13 protein-coding genes are annotated in these 15,501 nt (G+C 69.3%); 5 read left to right on the forward strand and 8 right to left on the reverse strand.

The window, feature by feature from the left end; all coding sequences use genetic code 11:
* Positions 1-3 precede the first annotated feature (3 nt).
* Positions 4-609, reverse strand: a complete 606-nt coding sequence (locus tag ACTB72_RS06040) for a carboxymuconolactone decarboxylase family protein (RefSeq protein WP_463036087.1) — start codon at positions 607-609, stop codon at positions 4-6.
* A 288-nt stretch (positions 610-897) separates the two neighbouring features.
* On the opposite strand from ACTB72_RS06040, the gene ACTB72_RS06045 reads away from it, so the two are divergent.
* Both ACTB72_RS06045 and ACTB72_RS06050 read left to right on the forward strand, forming a co-directional pair.
* Positions 898-1,809: a LysR family transcriptional regulator gene (locus ACTB72_RS06045; RefSeq protein WP_463036088.1), complete on the forward strand. Its 912-nt coding sequence runs from the start codon at positions 898-900 to the stop codon at positions 1,807-1,809.
* A 27-nt stretch (positions 1,810-1,836) separates the two neighbouring features.
* On the forward strand, positions 1,837-2,595 hold the full coding sequence (locus ACTB72_RS06050; RefSeq protein WP_463036089.1) for an SDR family NAD(P)-dependent oxidoreductase: 759 nt from the start codon (positions 1,837-1,839) through the stop codon (positions 2,593-2,595).
* 35 nt (positions 2,596-2,630) lie between these two features.
* Here the strand turns inward: ACTB72_RS06050 and ACTB72_RS06055 are convergent, their stop codons facing one another.
* From ACTB72_RS06055 to ACTB72_RS06065, 3 genes are all read right to left on the reverse strand, one after another.
* On the reverse strand, positions 2,631-3,932 hold the full coding sequence (locus tag ACTB72_RS06055; protein ID WP_463036090.1) for a TRAP transporter large permease: 1,302 nt from the start codon (positions 3,930-3,932) through the stop codon (positions 2,631-2,633).
* 28 nt (positions 3,933-3,960) lie between these two features.
* Positions 3,961-4,488 carry a TRAP transporter small permease subunit gene (locus ACTB72_RS06060; RefSeq protein WP_463036091.1) on the reverse strand — a complete coding sequence of 176 codons (528 nt, stop codon included), beginning with the start codon at positions 4,486-4,488 and terminating at the stop codon, positions 3,961-3,963.
* A gap of 62 nt (positions 4,489-4,550) precedes the next feature.
* Entirely contained in the window at positions 4,551-5,648 is a 1,098-nt protein-coding gene (locus tag ACTB72_RS06065) for a TRAP transporter substrate-binding protein (RefSeq protein ID WP_463036092.1), read from the reverse strand.
* 314 nt (positions 5,649-5,962) lie between these two features.
* Between ACTB72_RS06065 and ACTB72_RS06070 the strand changes: the two genes are divergently transcribed.
* Entirely contained in the window at positions 5,963-6,724 is a 762-nt protein-coding gene (locus ACTB72_RS06070; RefSeq protein ID WP_463036093.1) for an SDR family NAD(P)-dependent oxidoreductase, read from the forward strand.
* A 94-nt stretch (positions 6,725-6,818) separates the two neighbouring features.
* Here the strand turns inward: ACTB72_RS06070 and ACTB72_RS06075 are convergent, their stop codons facing one another.
* The 3 genes from ACTB72_RS06075 to ACTB72_RS06085 all read right to left on the reverse strand — a co-directional run bounded on the left by ACTB72_RS06075 (position 6,819) and on the right by ACTB72_RS06085 (position 10,111).
* Positions 6,819-7,901 carry a hypothetical protein gene (locus tag ACTB72_RS06075; RefSeq protein WP_463036094.1) on the reverse strand — a complete coding sequence of 361 codons (1,083 nt, stop codon included), beginning with the start codon at positions 7,899-7,901 and terminating at the stop codon, positions 6,819-6,821.
* A gap of 137 nt (positions 7,902-8,038) precedes the next feature.
* The gene (locus ACTB72_RS06080; protein ID WP_463036095.1) at positions 8,039-9,079 is read right to left on the reverse strand and encodes a sodium:calcium antiporter; all 1,041 of its coding nucleotides are present in this window, start codon (positions 9,077-9,079) and stop codon (positions 8,039-8,041) included.
* Positions 9,080-9,160: 81 nt separating this feature from the next.
* On the reverse strand, positions 9,161-10,111 hold the full coding sequence (locus tag ACTB72_RS06085) for a calcium/sodium antiporter (RefSeq protein WP_463036096.1): 951 nt from the start codon (positions 10,109-10,111) through the stop codon (positions 9,161-9,163).
* A 344-nt stretch (positions 10,112-10,455) separates the two neighbouring features.
* On the opposite strand from ACTB72_RS06085, the gene ACTB72_RS06090 reads away from it, so the two are divergent.
* Both ACTB72_RS06090 and ACTB72_RS06095 read left to right on the forward strand, forming a co-directional pair.
* On the forward strand, positions 10,456-11,544 hold the full coding sequence (locus ACTB72_RS06090) for an efflux RND transporter periplasmic adaptor subunit (protein ID WP_463036097.1): 1,089 nt from the start codon (positions 10,456-10,458) through the stop codon (positions 11,542-11,544).
* Complete coding sequence (locus ACTB72_RS06095) at positions 11,541-14,600, forward strand: efflux RND transporter permease subunit (protein ID WP_463036098.1); 3,060 nt, start codon at positions 11,541-11,543, stop codon at positions 14,598-14,600. Before ACTB72_RS06090 ends, ACTB72_RS06095 begins: the two co-directional genes overlap by 4 nt.
* 376 nt (positions 14,601-14,976) lie before the next feature.
* Here the strand turns inward: ACTB72_RS06095 and ACTB72_RS06100 are convergent, their stop codons facing one another.
* Positions 14,977-15,441 carry a hypothetical protein gene (locus tag ACTB72_RS06100; protein WP_463036099.1) on the reverse strand — a complete coding sequence of 155 codons (465 nt, stop codon included), beginning with the start codon at positions 15,439-15,441 and terminating at the stop codon, positions 14,977-14,979.
* Between the last annotated feature and the right edge of the window lie 60 nt (positions 15,442-15,501).

A 15,501-nucleotide genomic window follows, 5' to 3' on the forward strand; every position in this document is an offset into this window, starting at 1 on the left:
ACCCTACTTTCTGCGATAGGCTTCGGGGAACCGCGCCTGCCCGTCTTCGAGCGGCACCGCCGCCGTGTTGATGAAATACGAGGCCAGGTGATACACGCCCGAGGCGAACACCAGCTCGATCACCTGCTTGACCGGCCAGGTCGCGTTCAGCCGGGCCCAGGTCTCGTCGCTGACATCGGCGTCGGCGTGGAGCTCGTCGGCCATTCGGATCACCAGGCGGTCCTCGTCGCTCCAGCGCGGATCGCTGAGGCTCCGCCAGCTTTCGGCCAGTGCGAGATCGTTCACCGCCGCCTCGTCCAGCGCGCAGCGCTCGCCATAGATCGCGACATGCATGCCCCACGGGTATTCGGCCCCGGTCAGGGCGGTGGTACGCATGATGGCGATTTCCTTCGGCCGCATCGGCACGTCGGCCTCGAACAGCACCGAATGCGCCAGCGACTGGAATTTGGCGCCCAGAACCGGGTGATGGGCCATCGCGAGACGCAGGTTCCGCGGCGACAGGCCGGCGAAGGCGGCGTTGCGGAGGTTCTTCAGGGTCAGCTCGTCATAGGGCGGCCGGCGCAGCGGCAGGCGGTCGGAATGGGGAAGCGTGTCGTCGTCGATGCTCATGGTCGTCCGCCGCCTTTCGAGGTCATCGCGATGTTTCGCACCCGGCCAATTTTCGCGCAATCGTTTTTATGATTGAGAAATGGGGCTGCGCAAGTCAAGCGGGTTGGTCGAGGCCTTGCGATGCGTGGCTATCATCGTTCATCCCTGATTATGGACGCTAAAGGATGCCGCTTTCGTTTGGTCAGGGTGGGCTCCCCGCATCGCTTGACAGCCGTAATTCCCCTGCCTAGCCTGCGCAAACGTTTTCTTGGTGGGCACGCCACGGCCCCGCGAGCAGGACACGGACGCATGCGGCGGCCCGATCTCAACACCCTGGTGATCCTGTCCGCGGTCTATCGCGAAGGCAGCGTCACCCGCGCCGCCGAGCGTCTGAACCTGACGCAATCCGCGATCAGCCACGGCCTCGGCCGCCTGCGCGTTCTCTTCGACGACCCGCTCTTCGTGCGCCGGGGCAACCGCCTCGTCTCCACCCCGCTCGCCCGGTCGCTGGCGGAGGAGGCGTATCATGGCCTCAACCAACTCGAGGCGCTGTTCGAGCGCAAGGCGAGCTTCGACCCCGCCGAACATGCCCGCAGCTTCACGCTGGGCATCCGCGACGTGCTCGAGGCGCCGTTGCTGCCGCCGCTGATCGCCGCGATGACGGCCGCCGCGCCGCTCGCCTCGCTGACCGCGCTGCATCTGCGGCGCAACGCGATGGCGACGCGGCTCGCGTCGAGCAGCGTCGACGCCGTGGTCGACGTCTGTCTCGAAACGCCCCCGGAGGTGCTGAGCGAGCGCATCGCGCAAGAGGATTTCTGCGTCGTCGCCCGCAGCGGACATCCTCTGGCCGACCAGAGCCTCGACCTCGCCGCCTATCTCGATTGCGATCATGTGGTCATCAGCGCACGGCCCGAGGGCGACGTCTTCGAGGATGCGAGGCTGCGCGCCCTCGGCCACCGCCGCCGGATCAAGCTGCGCTGCCAGCACTATCTGGCGGGCTACCGGGCCGCGCAGATCTCCGACCTGATCGTGACCATGCCGCGGCGGTTGGCGGAGATGTTCCGCAGCGCCGACGATACCGATCCGCTGCCGGTGCCGTTCGAGATCGGGCGCATGGATTTTCATCTCTACTGGCATGCCTCGCGCGCCGAGGACCCGGCAAACCTCTGGTTCCGCGAGATGATCAAGCGGGCGGCGCGGCGCTCGCGCCAACCTGCTTAGGCCCTGAGCCACAAGGAAAAACCCGGAATGGATGGATTGCTGAACGGTCGCGTGGCGATCATCACCGGCGGCGCGCGCGAGAGCGGCATCGGGCGGGCGACCGCGAGGATTTTCCTCGCGCATGGCGCGCGCGTGGCGATCTGCGACCTCGCCTCCGAAAACCCGCAGGCCGCCGCGGCCGAGCTGGGGGAGCACGCCATGGGCCTCGACTGCGACGTCACCGACGCCGCCGCCTGCAAGGCCGCGGCCGAGGCGGTCGCGGCCGGCTGGGGCGGGATCGATATCGTGGTGAACAATGCCGGCCTCACCCAGGCCCGCAAGATCGCCGAGATCACGGCCGAGGATTACGACCTCGTCACCGGGGTCGTCTTGCGCGGCACGCTGCTGATGACGCAAGCCGCGCTGCCGCATCTCGACCGCACCGGGCGCGGGGCCATCGTCAACGTCTCGTCGCTTTCAGCGCTTCAGGGCGGCGGCATCTTCGGCGGCCCGCATTATTGCGCCGCCAAGGCCGGCGTGCTGGGCCTGACCCGCGCCATGGCCCGCGAATTCGGCCCCGAAGGCATCCGCGCCAACGCCATCGCGCCGGGCCTGATCATGACCGATTTTTCGCGCCGCGGCCCGTCCGCCGACGCGGGCAAGATCGACGCCGCCAAAGCCTATCCGCTCGGCCGCCCCGGCGCGCCGGCGGATATCGGCAACGCCGCGCTCTATCTCGCCTCGGATCTCTCGTCCTACGTCACCGGCGTCACGCTCAACGTCAACGGCGGGTCGTTCATCGCCTGAGGCGGGCAGGGGGGCTTCGCGCAAGCTCCCCCCGCCTAGATCAGCGCCAGCGCGATGCCGGGGAAGGCGACCAGCAGGCCGAGGATCACCAGCTCGACCAGCACGAAGGGGATCGCCCCCTTGAAGGCGCTCATGATGTCGATCTCCGGCACGGTGTTCTTCACCACGAAGATGTTCAGCCCTACGGGCGGCGTGATCGCCCCGATCTCGGCGCATTTGGTCACCAGGATGCCGAACAGGATCGGATTGATCCCCGCATCCAGCACCACCGGAAAGATCACCGGCAGCGTCAGCAGCATCATGGTGATGCCGTCGACGAAAAAGCCGAGGATCAGGTAGGGGACCAGCAGCAGCAGGGTCAGCTGCCAGACCGGCAGCTCGAACCGGGTCAGCCACAGGGTCAGCTGCTGGGGCACCTGGGTCGTGGTCAGTGCCAGCCCGAAAAGCCCCGCGCCGATGATCAGCAGGAAGACGCTCGACGTCGTCACTCCGGTATCGACAAGCCCCCGCCAGATGATCTCCCGCCGGTTCGAGCCGCGGCAGAGCACGATTCCGAGCGCGCCGGCCGCCCCGAAGGCCGCGGCCTCGGTCGCGGTGCCGATGCCCAGATAAATCGTGCCCATCACGATGACGAACAGCAGCACGATCTCCCAGCTCTGCGCCGAGGCCGCGAATTTTTCGCGCAGGGTGGAGCGCTGGCCGGACGTGTCGGGCCCGGAACCCGGGACCAGTTTCACCCAGCCGAACAACATGATGGCGTAGAGCGCCGCGGTGAGGATGCCCGGTACGATCCCGGCGAGGAAGAGGTCGGGCACCGAGGTCTCGGTTGCGATGGCGTAGACGATCAGCAGGCCCGAGGGCGGGATCAGCACGCCCAGCGTCCCCGCCGCCGCCACGCTGCCGGCGGAGATGGCGTGGCTGTAACCCTCCCTCAGCATCCTTGGCACCGCGACCTGGGCGACGGTGGCCGAAGTCGCCAGGCTCGACCCCGACACCGCCGCGAAGCCCGCGCAGGCGAAGACCGTGGCGATGGCGAGCCCCCCTGGCAGCGCCCCGACCCAGACCCGCGCGCTGTCGAAGGCCCGATGCGCGATGCCGGCCGAAAAACTCATGTGGCCCATGAACAGGAACAGCGGCAGCACCACATAGGCGAGGTTGGCCGAGGCGGAATAGGAGAAGGTCGAGACCAGGAACTCCGTGGCGATCCAGGGCCGGGTCAGCATCAGCCCTATCAGCCCCGCGGTCAGCAGCGAAAACGCGATCGGCACGCCGGCGAAGAGCAGCACGAGCATGCCGCCGAGCAGGCCCAAGCCCAGCCCGAGGTCGATGGAAGCCATGGGGGTCGCTCCGGGGGTGAAGGCGCGCTCAGAGCGCGCCGCTGTGGCGGGGAAGACCGGCTTTCATGCGCGCCTCGCCCCAGATCACGGTTCCGATCAGGTCCGTCAGCAGCTGCAGCGCCAGCAGGCACAGCCCTGCGGCGAGGATGATCCGCTCCGGCCAGATCGGCCAGGCGTGCACCCCGAACGAAGTCTCGCCCTGGAGGGTCGAGACGATGGCGTAGCGGGTGGAGAGCCAGGCGATCATCCCGATCCCGATCAGCGAGATCAGCAGCGATCCGATCCGCTGGATCCGTCGCGCAGCGGGGCTCAACTGGTCGATGACCGCGGTGACCTGGAAGTTCGAATCCGTCGCCTGCGCCCCGGCCATGCCCAGAAACACCTTGATGATCAGGAGCATGACGCTGATTTCGGTGGCGAGCGGCAGGGGCGCGGCGAAGAAGGCGCGCCCGACCACGTCGGCGACGATCACCCCCATCATCGCCCCGGTGGCGACGCCGCTCAGCGAGCCGATGGCGATGCTGAACCGCGAGATGCCGACGAGCAGCTTGAACATGCGGATCCCTCCCAGCCTGAAGCGCCCCGGCCGGGACCGGCCGGGGCGGCGAAACTCCGCGATCACTCGCCGGCTTTCATCTTCACATAGGTGGCGAGGCCGGGGGTGTAGACGGCGTCGGGTTCGTACTTCTTCACCAGGTCGACGAACTGGTCATAGAGCGCGCCGCCGTTCTCGGTCACCGAAGCGGCGGATTCGATGAATTTCGCCCGCATCACCGGGCCCATCATCGCTTTCCATGCCGCCGCTTCCTCATCGGTGGCGAGGATCACGTCGATGTCGCCGGCCTCCTCGATGAATTTCTTCGCGGCGGCGGCCATGCTGTCGTTGATCAGCGCCACGTACTGGCCGGGCACTTCGGCGGCGACCGCATTTATCAGCGCCTTCTGCGCGTCGGTCAGCTTGTCGTAGCTCGCCTGGTTGAGCGAGGCGATGGAGACGCTGTTGATCCCCAGCCGGCCGGCGTCGGAGGCGTAGGCGACGACTTTCGGCACGCCGTTGTTCACCGCGCTGTCGAAGGGCGCGTTGGCCATGGCGTCGAGCGCGCTGCGGTTCACCGCCTCGACCGCGTCGGCGAAGCTCATCGGCACCGGCGAGCCGCCCCCCGCTTCCACGCCCCAGGCGATGGCCGCGACCGCGCGGATGCGCTTGCCGGCCATGTCCGAGGGCATGCGGATCGGGAAATTGCCCCAGATGCCGCCATCGGGGAAGGGCAGGGCCCACATCATCCGGACGCCCTGCGAGGAGAATTCCTTCTGCAGGTCGGCGTTCGCTTCGTAGAGATCCTTGAAGGCGTAGACCACCGCATCGGCCTTTTCGGTGATCCAGGGCAGCACGACATTGGACAGCGGATAGATCTTGGGATTGTAGGCCTGCGGCGTGGCGGTGGCGAAGTCCACGGCGCCCCGGCTGAGGCCGGGATAGAGGTCGGGCGCCTTCATCAGCGAGCCGCCGTAATAGCGCTCGAAGGTGATGTCGCCGCCGCTGCGCTGTTCGACCTGGTCCATGAACCAGGTGTCGAGGGTGGTCGCGATGGAGCGTTCCGAGATGTAGCCCGCATAGACCAGCTTGGTCTCGGCCAGCGCCGCGCTCGACAGGCCGAGGGTCGTGATCGCGACAATTGCGGAAACGATATCTCTGATTTTCAGATGCAGCGTCATGTGGTCCTCCCTGACCGATCCTGATTTTTTCCCGGCGCCGTCCATCTCGATCCCGCCGTTGCGGTCCTGATGGCTTCTTGCGATCCGTCTGAGCATTACGTCATGTATAAGCGAGTTTTCGTCGCTCTCAAATGAACAAAATTCAAGCCGCGGATTGCTTCGCGTTCATTTCAGGGCGGCGCATCGGGGGTCTGCGCGGGCTGCGCCGCCCCGGATCGTCAGGCGAAGATCCGCATTGCCATTCCAAAAAATGCGCACTTGATAGAAACGATTGCGCATGATTGCTTGGGCCGTCCGGGCAGGAGGGACGCGCAATGACGCCGCCGATCGAACAGACCAATGCCGGCCGGGTCGCCGTGGTCACCGGCGGAAGCCGCGGGATCGGGCTCGAGGTGGCGCGGGCCCTGGCGCTCAGCGGGGCGCGGGTCAGCCTCTGGGCGCGCGGCGCGGCGGCGCTGGAGGCCGCCGCCGCGGAGATCGGCGCGCTGACCGAGGTGCACACCGTCGTGGTCGATGTCGGCGCGCAGGACGAGGTGCGCGCGGCGGCGGCCTCGGTGATCGCGCGGTTCGGGCGCGTCGACATCCTGGTCAACAACGCGGGCATCATCGGCCCGCGGGCGGCCGTCGTGGATTTCCCGGCCGAGGCTTTCGCGGCGGTGCTCGCCACCAATCTGATGGGCACGTTCCATTGCTGCGCGGCGCTGGCGCCCGCCATGCAGGCGGCGGGCTATGGCCGGATCGTCAACGTCGCCTCGATCGCGGGCAAGGACGGCAATCCCTTCGTCTCGGCCTATGTCGCCTCCAAAGCCGCGCAGATCGCCTTCACCAAGTCGCTGGGCAAGGAGCTGGCCCGCACCGGCGTTCTGGTGAACGCGGTCACGCCCTCGGCCAGCCTGACCGACATCTTCGGCGAGATGACCGAGGCGCGGAAGACGGCCCTGCTGGCGAATGTCCCGATGGGGCGTTTCGTCGAGCCGGCCGAAGTGGCGCGGTTGATCCTGTGGCTCTGCAGCGAGGCGTGCTCGTTCTCGACCGGGGCGGTGTTCGACATCTCCGGCGGCCGGGCGAGCTACTGACGGCGGCGGCAAGCGGAGGCGCCGTGTTGAAGGACAGCGGCTCGGGGCGGGCGGCGCGGCTGCCCGCCACGCGACCGCGCGGCGAGGACGGGGGCTAGTTCACCACCCGGCCGCCGTTCGACCGGCAGATCCCCGCAACCTGGCCCGCGTTCATGCCATAGACCCAGGTGGTCACGCGCGTATCGCCGGTCCGGTGCTCGCAGCCTGTGGAAGATGCGTCCCGGGGGCAGAACGAGTCGAGCACCTCGGTGCCGCCCTGCACGCATTTGCGTTCGAATTCCAGGCGCTTGGCGACGGACGAGAAGCTGTAGTCGCCGCACATGTTCTGGCGGTAGTCGTAGCAGGAGAGGTCGGTGTCGGACGGCATCGGCGGCGCCTTGCGCGCCGGCGTGGCAGGGGCCGGCTGCTTGGGCGCGGCCGCGACCTTCGCCGCGGCGGGCGGCGGCGACGCAGGCGCCGTGGCCTTGGCCGCCGGCTCGGGCGCGGGGGCCGGGGTCTCCTGCCGGGTATCGGCCTCGGCGACCGACGCGTCTTCGGGCGAGGCGTCGCGCCACCGCTCGGCGATCTTGCGGGCGCGCTCCGCCTCCTTCGTGCCGGGATGCGCGTCGGCGAAGGACAGCAGCTCCGCCTCGTCCTGCGAGGCGAGGGCCGTGTCGAGAAGCGCCTGCCGCTTGTCCGCGCCGACGATCCCCGCCATCTCGGGATCCCTGGCGATCTCCGAGGCGGCACGCTCGGCGATGGCCAGTCCGCGGTTATAGGCCTCGGCCCGGGTGGAGGCGTCGTCGCCGCCCTTGCCGCAGGTCTCCGACTCGCGCTCGAACTTGAAGCGGCGCGGCGCGCCGCCGGTCTTGCCCAGGCTGCAGGTCACCTCCACTTCCGCGCAGTTGCTCCAGCCGTCGTGATAGGTCGAGCAGGTCAGCGTCAGGTCTCCCGCCTGCCCGGAACTCGCGTCGACCACGCGCCATCCTGGCGCATATCGGTCGAAATAGGCGGCGACGCCGTCGCGCAGCGCGTCCTTCTGGCCCGCCCAATCATATTCCGGGCGCATGTCGGCCAGCAGCACCGCCCCCTGGTTCAGCGCTTCGGGCGGGGCCTGGAACGCGGCGGCGGACTGGCGCGGGGTTTCGGCGCAGGCGGCGAGGAAGAGGGCGGGGACGAGCAGGACGGCGCGGAACATGCGGCGAAATCTCTCCTGAATCAAATGGCGTGCGAGGCGCGCAAGCGAATGGACCGGATCGGCGATAGCCATAGTGTTTCAGGGCCTGCGCCGGGGTCAACGCCCGGACGTGACGCTCGGTTCATCTTTTCGGGCGGTCAGAGGCTCGTCGTCGCCTGCATCGTGACCGCCAGGCCGTAGGCGATCAGCAGCGCCAGGCTCTCCACCCCGATGCGCCCCGGCCCCTGACGCTGTCGCAGCACCAGTCCGCCCAGCAGGATCGCTGTCATCAGCAGGGCGGTCACCGTCCAGAAATAATCGTCCATCCCGGCCGCGTGATAGAGCGAGCCGTCCCGGTACGAGACATCCGCCGCGGTGAGGAACAGCGTGTCGAAGGTGTTGCCGCCGATGATCCCGCCGACCGCGAGCTGCAGCGCGCCGCGACGCACCGCGGCGAGGGTCGTCACCAGCTCGGGCAACGAAGTCACCACGGCCGTCACCAGCGCTCCGACCAGCGATTGCGAGACATCGAGCCGCCCGATCATCTCGCCCGAGGTCTTGGCGATCACCCAGCCGGACGCGCCCATCAGCACCATCAGCAGGCCGAACACGGCGAAGAGGCGCGCGGTGCTCCGGCCCGCAGTCTCTTCGTCATCGTCGTCGGGCGTGTCGGCGCGGCTCTCGGGCGTCGCCACCGGGCGCCACATCGGGTTCTCGCGCAGCCGCTGCGTGGCGATCAGGCCGAAGACGTAGGCGACCGGGATGACGAAGGACACCGGATGGATCGCGAAGACCGTGACCTCGGGCAGGCTGATGGCGATCAGCGGCAGGGTCAGCAGCGCGACCAGCACGATGGCCTGGAAGATGTTCGCGAGCTCGGCCGCCGCATGTTCCAGATTGGCCCGGCGATAGGCGAGATCCGCGATGGCGAGGAACGCGGTCTGGGCTGCGATCCCGCCGATGCTGTTGGAATAGGCGAGCGAGGCGTAGCCATCGAACGCGGCGGTCGAAGACACGATGGTCCCGGCCAGCGAGGTGGCCGCGCCGAGCAGGACGGCGCCCGCGATGGCCTCGCCGAGCCCGGTGCGGTCGGCCAGCCGGTCGGCGAGGCCGGTCATGCGCAGGCCGCTCAGCACGACGACCGCGGCGGCGACGAGGAAGCCGCCGACCAGTTCGAATTCGGAAAACTCAGCGAACATGGGCAGGCGGGGCTCCCGGGCGGTGAGCCGCGCCGGGCTTGCCGGCCGGCGTCAGCGCAAGGCGAAGGCGCATTGCGACCGTCATGGCCACACGACGTAGACATAGATGAAATAGCCCGCGAGCAGCAGCCCGCCTTCCCAGCGGGCGATCCGCAAGCCGGTCCAGGCCAGCACGCCGAGCCCGACCGACACGCCGATCATCACCAGGTTGTCGAAGTTCACGATCTCGTCCGGCACGCGGCCGGGCGCGATCAGGGCGGTGGCGCCGCCGATCCCGAGGATGTTGTAGATGTTGGAGCCGACGATGTTGCCGAAGGCGACGTCGCCCTGCCGCTTGATCCCGGCGACGACCGAGGTCACCAGTTCGGGCATCGAGGTGCCGACCGCGACGATGGTCAGGCCGATCACCGTTTCCGAAATGCCGAAGCCGCGCGCCAGCGACACCGCCCCGTCGACGAGGAACTTGCCGCCCAGAATCACCAGGGCGAGACCTGCGAGCGCAATGAGGCCGGAGAGCCAGGGCGACCGGAACGGTCCCGGCGCCGGGCCTGTCTCGGCCATCGCGGCGGCGTCGGGGGGCGTCGCCGTCCGCTCCTGCCGGAAGGCGAGGTAGATGTAGGCGACCAGCGCCGCGAGGAAGGCCGCGCCGACCGGCCGGCTCATCGGCATGACCGCCGCGACGCCGGCGAAGACGATCGCCGCGGCGAGCATCACGACGCCGTCCCGCTTCAGCGAAGCCGACGAAATGACGATGGGGAACAGCAGCGCCGCGACGCCGCCGATCAGCAGCGCATTCGCGATGTTGGAGCCGACGATGTTGCCATAGGCGATGCCCGGCGCGTCGGCGAGCGCGGCCTGCACCGAGGCGACGAGCTCCGGCGCCGAGGTTCCGAAGCCGACCAGCGTCAGCCCGATGACCAGCGGCGACACGCCCAGGGACGACGCGACCTGCACCGCGCCCCGCACCAGAAGCTCTCCGCCCAGAATGAGAAGAGCCAGTCCGCCGATCAGCGGCGCCCAGATGTCCAGCAATTTTTCACCTGCTTCAGCCGTGTTCGGTGGCGAACAAGTGTGGCGTCCCGCCGGCAGTTCAACAGCCCGCGTCAGGTCTTCGTTCTTCGTCTCCTGTTCTGCGCGGCGCCGGATGGGGACGGGACCCGATCCCGCGCTCCGGTCCTCGGTGCGCGGGGCGGCGCCGCCTGCTGCGCCGATCGTCCCGCTTGGCGGAGGGATGACCCCTTCCGCGGAAAAATCAGGGGATTCAGGCGCTTTCCGGTCACATCCCCGGCGCCGGAAACGCGGCGATCTGACGCCTGAAACTTGAAGCCCCCGGGTGTGGCCCGACTTGGCGGCCTCATGAAACGAGAGGTTTTCGCATGAAGCGCGTCTTGAAATGGGTCGGCGGCCTCGGCCTCGTCGCGGCTTGCGTCGCGGCCGGCCTGTTCGGAACCGCGGCGGTGCTGCCCGACGAGGATGCAGGCTCGGGTCGCGAGGCCGGGGCGCGGCAGGCGACGCGCGTCGGCGTGGTCTCGCCCCGGACGCGCCGGATCGAGAACGCCGTCTCCGCGGTCGGCACGCTGGCTCCGATCCGCTCGGTGGCGCTCGTGCCCAATGCGCCGGGGCGGGTCGTCGAGGCGCCGGTCGCCTCCGGCCAGACCGTCGCCGCCGGGGACCTGCTGATCCGGATCGACGACCGGGCGGCGCGCGCGGCGCTGGCTCTGGCCGAGGCGACGCTGGGCGAAACCCGCCAGGACTACGCGCGGATCGAGGAACTGGCCGACCGCAACGCCGTCGCCGAAGCCCGGCTGGAGGAGGCCCGCGCCGCGTTCCGCCGGGCCGAGGCCGACATGATGTCGGCGCGCGCCGCGCTGGAGGATCACGCGATCACCGCCCCTTTCGCCGGCACTCTGGGCGTGATCGACATCGAGCCGGGGACCTTTCTGGACGGGACCGCGCCGGTCACGCGCCTGTCGGATCTCTCCTCCGTCGAGGTTTCCGCGTCGCTGCCGGAGCGCTATTTCGACGCGGTCGCGCCGGGCCTGACCCTGATCGTCGCCACCCCCGCCTATCCCGACGAGACCTTCGAGGGCCGGGTGACCCTGCGCGCGCCCGAGATCGACCTCGGCTCGCGCAGCTTCGAGATCCGGGCGGAGATCGCCAATCCCGACCGCCGGCTGGTCGGCGGCATGTTCGCCAGTTCGCGCCTGGTGTTCGACACCTATGAAGGGCTCGCCATCCCCGACGACGCGATCATCTCCGAGGGCCTGACCACCTATGTCTACAAGGTCGAGGACGGGGCCGCGGTGCGAACCGAGGTCGAGGTCGGCCGGTCGGTCGACGAACTGACCGAGGTGCGGAGCGGGCTCGCGCCCGGCGACCGCGTCGTCATCTCGGGCTGGGACGACCTCTCGGACGGCGCGCCGGTGGAGATCGCCGAAGACGCGGGGCGGGAGGACGAGGGATGACGCTGCCCGATCTCTGCCTCCGCCGGCCGGTCCTTGCGACCGTCATGTCGATCCTGATCGTGGTGCTGGGCGTCGCCGGCCTGAGCCGGATGGCCGTGCGCGAACTGCCCGACACCTCGACCGCGGAGGTGACGGTCAGCGTCGCCTATGTCGGCGCGGGTCCGGGCGTGGTCGACAACGAGCTCGCCTCGGTGATCGAGGGCGCGATCTCCACCGTGGCGGGGATCGACCGGATCTCCACCGAATCCGAGCTTGGCGGCTTGCGCACCGTGATCACCTTCCGCCAGGGCCGCGACGTGGACCAGGCCGCGTCCGACGTGCGCGCCGCGGTGCAGGCGGTGACCGGCGATCTGCCCGATCAGGCCGAGGATCCGCAGGTCGAGAAGAACGACAGCCAGGGCGACCCCATCGTGTGGATGACCATGACGTCCGACACCATGTCGGCGTCCGAGCTGACCGACTATGCCGACCGCTTCGTCACCGACCGGCTGGAGACGCTGGTCGGCGTCGCCGCCGTGCAGATCTACGGCGACCGCCCCTACGCCATGCGGGTCTGGCTGGACGCCGAGGCGATGGCCGCGCGCGGCGTGACCGCGACCGAGATCGCCGACGCCCTGCGCGCCAACAACCTCGAGCTTCCCGCCGGCCAGATCGAAAGCCGGTCCCGCACCTATCTGCTGCGGACCCAGACCCGCCTTTCCAGCGTTGCGGAATTCGAGGACCTGATCGTCGCCGTCACCCCCGACGGCCGCATCGCGCTCGGCGACGTCGCCCGGGTCGAGATCGGGACCGAAACCGACGACAGCGCCTTCCGCGCCAATGGCGAGACCGCCATCGGCATCGGCGTGCTGCGGCAATCCTCGGCCAACACGATCTCGATCTCCGCGGCGGTGACCGAGGCGGTGGCGGCGATCCGCAGCGATCTGCCCGGCGGCACGACGCTGGAGGTCACATCCGACGACGCCGATTTCATCCGCAATTCCATCCGGCAGGTGCTGACCACGCTGGCGATTTCGGTGGCCATCGTGGTGGCGGTGATCTTCGTGTTCCTCGCCTCGATCCGGGCGACCATCGTGCCCGCGGTCACCATCCCCATCGCGCTGCTGGGGGCATGCGCGGGGATCGCGGCGGCCGGGTTCTCGATCAACATCCTCACGCTTTTCGCGCTGATCCTCGCCATCGGCCTGGTGGTCGACGACGCCATCGTGGTGCTGGAGAACATCGAGCGACGCATGGAGGAAGGGGACGACCCGAAGGACGCCGCGCGCAACGGCGCCAACCAGGTGTTCGTCGCCGTGGTCTCGACCTCGGCCGTGCTGATCTCGGTCTTCGTGCCGCTGTCGTTCCTGCAGGGCGAGATCGGTCTGCTGTTCCAGGAATTCGGCGTGACGCTGGCCATCGCGGTGGCGCTGTCGACTTTCGTGGCGCTGTCCTTGTGCCCGGTGGTCGCCAGCCTGGTCCTGAAGAAGGGCATGAACGACAGCCGCTTCGCGCGCGCCGTGCAGGGGGCGACCACGCGGCTTTCCAATGGCTATCGGGGCCTGCTGACCCGCGCCATCCGCGCGCCGCTGGTCATCCTCGCGCTGGCCGCCGGGCTTTCCGGCATGTCCTGGACGCTCTACCAGCAGCTCCCCTCCCAGCTGACCCCCGACGAGGATCGCGGCATCTTCTTCGTGTCGATCCAGGCCCCGGCCGGCTCTGCGCTGGGCCTGACCGACGCGGCGGTGGCGGAGGTGGAGGCGCTGATCGCGCCCTATCGCGACGACGGCGTGGTGGAGGACGTGATCGCGATCATCGGCCAATACGGCGAGTCCGGCCGCGCCTTCGTCGTCGCCACCATGGCCCCCTGGGCCGAGCGTGAGATGGGGCCGCGCGACGTGCTCGCCGAACTGCGCCCCGAACTGGCCGGGATCACCCGCGCCAGCGTGCGCAGCTTCGCGCCCTCCGGCCTCGATGCGGGCGGCGGCTCGGGGCTCGAATTCATCGTCACCGCGCCGAGCTTCGACGCGGTCGCCGACTATTCCGCGCAGATGGCCGAGCGGTTGCGCGCCAATCCCGATCTGGTCGGGGTGCGCCGCGCCTACGAGGTCAACACCCCCGGCTACGACATCCGCGTGAACCGGGCGATGGCGCGCGAGATCGGGGTGGATGCGCGCGCCATCTCCGATGCGGTTCGGACTTTCTTCGCTTCGGCCGAGGTTGGCGAGTTCATCTCCCGCGACCGCCAGTATCCGGTGATCCTGCAGGCCCCCGACGCCCGGCGCGCGGCGACCGACGACCTGCGCGGCATCAATGTGCGCACCGGCGACGGCCAGCTGGCGCCGCTCGACGGGCTGGTGACGCTGGAGCGGCGGGCCTCGGTCCGGGCCTTCAACCGGCTCGACCGGCAGCCCTCGGTGGAGATCTCGGCCTCGCTCGCCGAGGGCGTCGATCTCGGCCGGGCCATCGCCGAGGTGGAGCGGATCGCGCAGGACATGCCGGCGCAGATGCGCATCGCCTATGCCGGCCAGGCCGAGAGCTTCCAGGAGACCTCCGGCGGGATCGCGACCACGTTCGCGCTGGCTTTGCTGGTGGTGTTCCTGGTGCTCGCGGCGCAGTTCGAGAGCTTCGTGCAGCCGGTGGCGATCCTGCTGTCGGTGCCGCTGGCCGCGGCGGGGGCGCTGCTGACGCTGCTGGCGCTGGGCGAGGCGGTGAACATCTACACCCAGGTCGGGATGGTGATGCTGATCGGGCTGATGGCCAAGAACGGCATCCTGATCGTGGAGTTCGCCAACCAGCTGCGCGCGAAGGGGTATTCGGTGCGCGATGCGGCGATCGAGGCGGCGACGGTGCGTCTGCGCCCGATCCTGATGACGGTGCTGTCGACGGTTCTGGGGGCGGCGCCCCTGGTGGCGGCGAGCGGCGCGGGGGCGGCGAGCCGCTTCTCCATCGGCATCGTGATCATCGGCGGGTTCATGGTCGCGTCGATCCTGACGCTGTTCCTCACCCCGGTCCTCTACGACCTCCTCCAGTCGGACCACGATGACGAGGCGGCGCCCGAAGCGGACCCTGCCTGATCGGAGGCCGCCGCGATCCGCCACTGCGGCGAGGGAGGTTCAGCCGTCCCGCGATCTCGCAGTCGGCCTGGCTTCGAGGTCGGGTGGGCGCCGCCGGCCGAGAGGTCGGCTGGCGACACGACCGGACCAGCCGATTTTTTGCGCGCCGATCGGGACCGATGACGATGGGGTCGGCAGGCCGGACGCTTCGGGCCTGATCGTGAGCGTCCTGATCCCGACGTCTGGAGTCATGCGATCCATGGCGTCGATCCGATGCGCCCTGCGCCTGACCATTGACCAACGCCCGGATTTCCGGGGCGCAGGGCGACGAGGCCGGATCCCCTTTGCGCAGGGGATGTCCATGCGGCGTGGCTCGGCGGCGGTTCGCCCCAGGTTCTCAAAGCGGCTCCAGCGACCGCCAATGGTGCAACGTCTCCCCCAGCGTCGCAGCGAGGAACCGGTGCAATCGCGCCGCCTGGAGCCGGCGCCAGGCCATCTCCTGGGCGGTTTCCAGTTCGGAACATCCGGCGGCTTTCGATTTCGCGGAAGACGCCGCATCCGCTCCCAGCCCCTGCGGCCCTGCCGGGCGCCACGCTTCGAGCGCCGAAAGCAGCTCGGGTCCGTGGCCGTCGAAAGCCGAGCGCCAGGAGGCGCCGTCGCTCGACCGGGTGATCTCGACCGCCACGACCCAGCCGGAACCGGCGCGTGCGCGACGCCACAGCGCGTAGTCCGCGCGCAACCCGTCGCGACCATGAAAGACGCGTCGCTGCGCCTCGACCACGCGGGCCCGGAGCGGAGGGGCGCCGTCTCGCGGAAAGCTCTGCATCTCCGACGTCGACGGCGAAGGCTGCCTGGCGGTCATGGGGCCGTCCTTCTTTCGTCCGCGCTCAGGTCGACGATGCGTCGGCGCACGATCTCGGCG

The sequence above is a fragment of the Albimonas sp. genome, assembly GCF_055129145.1.

Coding starts and splice junctions, on each gene's coding strand:
- ACTB72_RS06090 (WP_463036097.1), top strand. CDS start 10,456: ATGAAGCGCGTCTTGAAATGGGTCGGCGGCCTCGGCCTCGTCGCGGCT.
- ACTB72_RS06070 (WP_463036093.1), top strand. CDS start 5,963: ATGACGCCGCCGATCGAACAGACCAATGCCGGCCGGGTCGCCGTGGTC.
- ACTB72_RS06065 (WP_463036092.1), bottom strand. CDS start 5,648: ATGACGCTGCATCTGAAAATCAGAGATATCGTTTCCGCAATTGTCGCG.
- ACTB72_RS06040 (WP_463036087.1), bottom strand. CDS start 609: ATGAGCATCGACGACGACACGCTTCCCCATTCCGACCGCCTGCCGCTG.
- ACTB72_RS06100 (WP_463036099.1), bottom strand. CDS start 15,441: ATGACCGCCAGGCAGCCTTCGCCGTCGACGTCGGAGATGCAGAGCTTT.
- ACTB72_RS06075 (WP_463036094.1), bottom strand. CDS start 7,901: ATGTTCCGCGCCGTCCTGCTCGTCCCCGCCCTCTTCCTCGCCGCCTGC.
- ACTB72_RS06045 (WP_463036088.1), top strand. CDS start 898: ATGCGGCGGCCCGATCTCAACACCCTGGTGATCCTGTCCGCGGTCTAT.
- ACTB72_RS06080 (WP_463036095.1), bottom strand. CDS start 9,079: ATGTTCGCTGAGTTTTCCGAATTCGAACTGGTCGGCGGCTTCCTCGTC.
- ACTB72_RS06050 (WP_463036089.1), top strand. CDS start 1,837: ATGGATGGATTGCTGAACGGTCGCGTGGCGATCATCACCGGCGGCGCG.
- ACTB72_RS06055 (WP_463036090.1), bottom strand. CDS start 3,932: ATGGCTTCCATCGACCTCGGGCTGGGCTTGGGCCTGCTCGGCGGCATG.
- ACTB72_RS06095 (WP_463036098.1), top strand. CDS start 11,541: ATGACGCTGCCCGATCTCTGCCTCCGCCGGCCGGTCCTTGCGACCGTC.
- ACTB72_RS06060 (WP_463036091.1), bottom strand. CDS start 4,488: ATGTTCAAGCTGCTCGTCGGCATCTCGCGGTTCAGCATCGCCATCGGC.